Below are 449 nucleotides of genomic sequence, written 5' to 3'. Positions count from 1 at the left end.
GCTGCGGGCCACGGCGCGGTCTTCGGTGTTGCCGGCAACGCCCAGGTGGGACACGAGCCGTCCCGAACGGTCGCTGATGTCGGCGGCAAACGACGCGCAGTAATCGCCACGCGGGGTCAGGTCGATCCGATAGCCCTTTGTACTCGTCATGCAGGAAGGTGTTCATGACGCCTCCTTTTGTGTCTCTCGCAATGAAAGAGATAATCAGTTTTCAATTTTCTGGCAAGGAATACAAAGGGGCGCAGGGGGTATTCATTCAAAAATGTAAAAAAGAACGCCGCCCCGTGGAGAGACGGAGCGGCGCATGGTCCGCGTCGGGAGAGGGGGGGGCCGGCGCGGGCCAAATAGCAGCCGGGGCCGACCGGGCGGACGGTGCGACCCCCGGCGTTGCGGTTTCGGGCTACTCGTCGACCTTGCCGATGGTGGTCACGCAGCAGATTTTATCCCAC

Annotated in this window: 1 protein-coding gene; it reads left to right on the top strand. The window is 61.7% G+C overall.

The features are described 5' to 3' along the window. Positions 1 to 164 precede the first annotated feature (164 nt). Positions 165 to 449, top strand: a 285-nt coding sequence (locus tag DSOL_RS28600) for a hypothetical protein (RefSeq protein ID WP_207649700.1), incomplete at its 3' end; no start/stop codon positions are given.

Source organism: Desulfosporosinus metallidurans (assembly GCF_001936615.1).
GTDB lineage: Bacteria > Bacillota > Desulfitobacteriia > Desulfitobacteriales > Desulfitobacteriaceae > Desulfosporosinus > Desulfosporosinus metallidurans.
This window is presented reverse-complemented; position numbering and strand designations above follow the sequence as displayed.